The 3,563-nt window shown below is 66.5% G+C and carries 6 protein-coding genes; 4 read left to right on the forward strand and 2 right to left on the reverse strand.

Annotated features, from left to right (window positions below):
• The 3 genes from QM712_RS36090 to QM712_RS36100 form a co-directional block, all read left to right on the forward strand.
• On the forward strand, positions 1–892 hold an 892-nt coding region (locus QM712_RS36090; RefSeq protein ID WP_415027909.1), incomplete at its 5' end, for a DUF3362 domain-containing protein.
• Positions 893–1,099: 207 nt separating this feature from the next.
• Positions 1,100–1,558 carry an Rrf2 family transcriptional regulator gene (locus QM712_RS36095; protein ID WP_415027910.1) on the forward strand — a complete coding sequence of 153 codons (459 nt, stop codon included), beginning with the start codon at positions 1,100–1,102 and terminating at the stop codon, positions 1,556–1,558.
• Positions 1,555–2,268 (forward strand): class I SAM-dependent methyltransferase, encoded by a 714-nt coding sequence (locus tag QM712_RS36100; RefSeq protein WP_415027911.1) that lies wholly within the window; start codon positions 1,555–1,557, stop codon positions 2,266–2,268. The genes QM712_RS36095 and QM712_RS36100 overlap by 4 nt, the downstream gene beginning before the upstream one ends.
• 40 nt (positions 2,269–2,308) lie before the next feature.
• On the opposite strand, the gene QM712_RS36105 is transcribed toward QM712_RS36100, so the two are convergent.
• Entirely contained in the window at positions 2,309–2,650 is a 342-nt protein-coding gene (locus tag QM712_RS36105; protein WP_415027912.1) for a DUF1488 family protein, read from the reverse strand.
• Positions 2,623–2,958 carry a hypothetical protein gene (locus QM712_RS36110; protein WP_415027913.1) on the reverse strand — a complete coding sequence of 112 codons (336 nt, stop codon included), beginning with the start codon at positions 2,956–2,958 and terminating at the stop codon, positions 2,623–2,625. The genes QM712_RS36105 and QM712_RS36110 overlap by 28 nt, the downstream gene beginning before the upstream one ends.
• Positions 2,959–3,193: 235 nt before the next feature.
• On the opposite strand from QM712_RS36110, the gene QM712_RS36115 reads away from it, so the two are divergent.
• A partial coding sequence (locus tag QM712_RS36115; protein WP_415027914.1) for an LLM class flavin-dependent oxidoreductase occupies positions 3,194–3,563 on the forward strand: 370 nt, incomplete at its 3' end.

Raw genomic sequence — 3,563 nt, forward strand, 5'->3', positions numbered from 1 at the left:
GATCCGCGACAAGACGCCGGGCTTCACCGGCGTGATCTCCGACATCGGCGGCCCCACCGCCAACATGTACCGGATGGCTTGCAAGGACCCGAAGGTCGAGGCCGCGTGCCGGCGGCCGTCCTGCGTCTACCCGGAGATCTGTCCGAACCTCAACACCTCGCATGACGACCTGATCCGGCTCTATCGCAAGGTGCGCGAGACCAAGGGCATCAAGAAGGTGATGGTGGCCTCGGGCGTGCGCTACGACCTCGCGGTGGAGAGCCCGGAATACATCAAGGAGCTCGTCACCCATCACGTCGGCGGTTACCTGAAGATCGCGCCGGAGCACACCGAGCGCGGGCCGCTCGACAAGATGATGAAGCCGGGCATCGGCGCCTACAACAAGTTCAAGCGGATGTTCGACGACGCCGCCGAGCGGGCCGGCAAGAAGTACTATCTGATCCCCTATTTCATCGCCGCGCATCCGGGCACGACCGACGAGGACATGATGAACCTCGCGCTCTGGCTCAAGAAGAACCGCTACCGCGCCGACCAGGTGCAGACCTTCCTGCCCTCGCCGATGGCGACGGCGACCGCGATGTACCACACCGGCGTCAATCCGCTGCGCGGTGTGCGGCGCGGCGGCAGCGACAAGGTCGAGGCGATCAAGGGCCTGCGCCAGCGCCGCCTGCACAAGGCGTTCCTGCGCTACCACGATCCCGACAACTGGCCGGTGCTGCGTGAGGCCCTGATCGAGATGGGCCGCCGCGACCTGATCGGCTCGCGTCCCGACCAGCTCGTGCCGGCGCACCAGCCGCCCGGCACTGGCAAGGCCGCCGGCACCAAGCGTCCCCTGCGCCCCGGCGGCAAGACGCAGCGCTTCACGACCAAGGGCCTGCGCGTGATGAAGTAGCGGCACCGGACCGGATGACATCCGGTCCGGTTCACCGCTGCCGCGCCTCCAAGACCAAAATCCCGAAAACAACCCCATGCACAGTAGCCGGTCATCGCCGGCCCGATGCGCTGTGCTTTCGCCTGAGTCATTGAGACCGGAGACGAATTCACGATCACGACGCAACGAGGGCTTGACCTCGCCCAATCACGTAACATAAATAGTTACATGAGACGCGACAGCAAACTATCGGGCGTGCTCCACGTGCTCCTGCACATGGCGCAGCAGCCCGGCCCCTTCACGTCGGAAACCCTGGCGAAGGCGATGGACACCAATCCGGTGGTGATCCGGCGGATCATGGCCGGCCTGCGCGACCTCGGTTACGTCCGGTCGGAGAAGGGACATGGCGGCGGCTGGACGCTGGCCTGCGACCTCTCGAAGGTCACGCTGCGCGACGTCTACACCGCGCTCGGCAGCCCCGCGCTGCTGGCCATGGGCAACCGCACCGAAGCGCCGGGCTGTCTCGTCGAGCAGGCCGTCAACGCCGCGCTCGACGGGGCGTTTCACGATGCCGAGACGCTGCTGCTGTCGCGCCTGGGGGACGTGACGCTGGCGATGCTGGCCGACGATCTTCGCAAGCGCCTCGGCTCCAGGAAGGGCGCCGACATGAGCGCGCACCACGCGTGACCCATTCCATTCAGCAAGGCAGCATCGTGACCAACATTCAAACCGCCTTCTTCGATCCGCAGGCAGTTGCGAAATACACCGAGGGACCGCCGCGCTTCGTTCCCGGATACAACGCGATGCTGTCGATGGCGGCGATCCTCCTCGGCGAGCGCGCGCCTTCGACCGCACGGATTCTCGCGCTCGGCGCCGGCGGCGGCCTCGAGCTGAAAGCCTTCGCGGAGGCGCATCCGGACTGGACCTTCGATGGCGTCGACCCCTCCGCGCCGATGCTGGCACTCGCCAGGCAGACGCTGGGTCCGTTCGCCGCCCGCGCGCATCTCCATCAGGGCTATATCGACGATGCGCCGGAGGGGCCTTTCGACGGCGCCACCTGCCTGCTGACCCTGCACTTCGTGAGCACCGAGGAACGGCTGCGCATCGCCTCCGAAGTCCGCCGCCGGCTCAGGCCGAACGCACCTTTCGTGGTGGCCCATTTCAGCATCCCCGGCGGCACCGACGAACGGCCGCTCTGGTTGTCGCGATATTCCGCGTTTCTCACCTCGGCCGGCGTCGCGCCCGACAAGGCGGCCGCGGCCCGGACCGCGATCGACAACCAATTGAGCATTCTGGCGCCGACGGAGGACGAGGCGATCCTGCATGAAGCCGGCTTCTCCGGTGCGACGCTGTTCTATACCGGATTCACCTTCCGCGGCTGGGTGGCCTACGCCTGAGGCATCCAAGCTCACCCGCGTCGCGGCGGTCCACCGATCGTCACAGGTTTCGCACGTGTTTGGAAAAGATGCGGATCCGCCCGGCAGCCGGCGTGCTCTTGAACACGCATGACGCAACGCGCTCGACCACTTCGCGGAGGCGGACGAACTGGGCCTCCCGCTGGTGAGGCCACGTGCCTTTCACGCCGTCGAGGTCGTCGAGCGCGGTGCTGCTGATCTCGCAATCGACCATCTTCTCGCCGTGCATCATCGTGAACAGGAACGCCATCCGCGCCGCGTCGTACCTGCGAAGGTGGCCGCGCGTCAGCGGAATTGCGTTCTGGCCTTGGGAAGCTTGCGGCCGGCGCGGCAAAGTCAGCCTTCCGTCGCGAAGGCAGCGCACAGCGATGGCTCCGCCAGGCGCCTTGCCCGTGCGGCAAATCCCTCGAAGGCATCGGCCGCATCGCCGAGGTTATGGCAGCCGCAACTGTCGAGCGAGGAATCGACGCGAAGGTCGAACAGCTCCATCCAGAACAGCGGCGCCCCGGCGGGTCCGGCGCCCAACGCTTCGAACATGCTGATCTCGCAGTCCCCGACCCGCTCGAGCGCAACCACGCGGGCGCCGTGGGCGATGTGGGGAATTCCGAGCAATTTTCCGTAGCCTCGCATGATCTTCACGCGAACGGACGCGTCGTCGTCACAGCTGGACATCGATTTCTTCGGACGGTTTGGGGGAGAACGGGGGCACGCCTCCGAGGGCGACAGCCCGATTTAAGTCACTCGGCACCCGGTTTCTTGACATCGTGAGCCAATATTTTGACTTTTCACGCCGCAATCGCGTTCGGCGGCCCGCATGTCCCCGTGACGGAGGGCGCGCCCGGCCACGTCATCAGATTTCCCCCGGACGGGAATGGCAAAGAGGCCACGCCGGCCATAGATTGCGCCCATGAAGAAAATCGGATTTCTGTCCTTCGGACACTGGACGCCCTCGCCGCAATCGCAGACCCGCTCGGCCGGGGACACGCTGTTGCAATCCATCGAGCTCGCCGTCGCGGCCGAGGAGCTGGGCGCGGACGGCGCCTATTTCCGCGTCCACCACTTCGCGCGCCAGCTCGCCTCGCCCTTTCCCCTGCTCGCGGCCGTCGGCGCGAGAACGAGCAGGATCGAGATCGGCACGGCCGTGATCGACATGCGCTACGAGAACCCGCTCTACATGACGGAGGACGCGGGCGCCGCCGACCTCATCGCCGGCGGACGGCTTCAGCTCGGCATCAGCCGCGGCTCGCCCGAGCAGGTGATCGACGGCTGGCGCTATT

This window comes from Bradyrhizobium sp., from assembly GCF_047605465.1.
Classification (GTDB): Bacteria; Pseudomonadota; Alphaproteobacteria; order Rhizobiales; family Xanthobacteraceae; genus Bradyrhizobium.

What these genes read in the sequence shown, in the direction of transcription:
- QM712_RS36095 (WP_415027910.1), top strand. Translation starts at nt 1,100, where the DNA reads ATGAGACGCGACAGCAAACTATCGGGCGTGCTCCACGTGCTCCTGCAC.
- QM712_RS36110 (WP_415027913.1), bottom strand. Translation starts at nt 2,958, where the DNA reads ATGTCCAGCTGTGACGACGACGCGTCCGTTCGCGTGAAGATCATGCGA.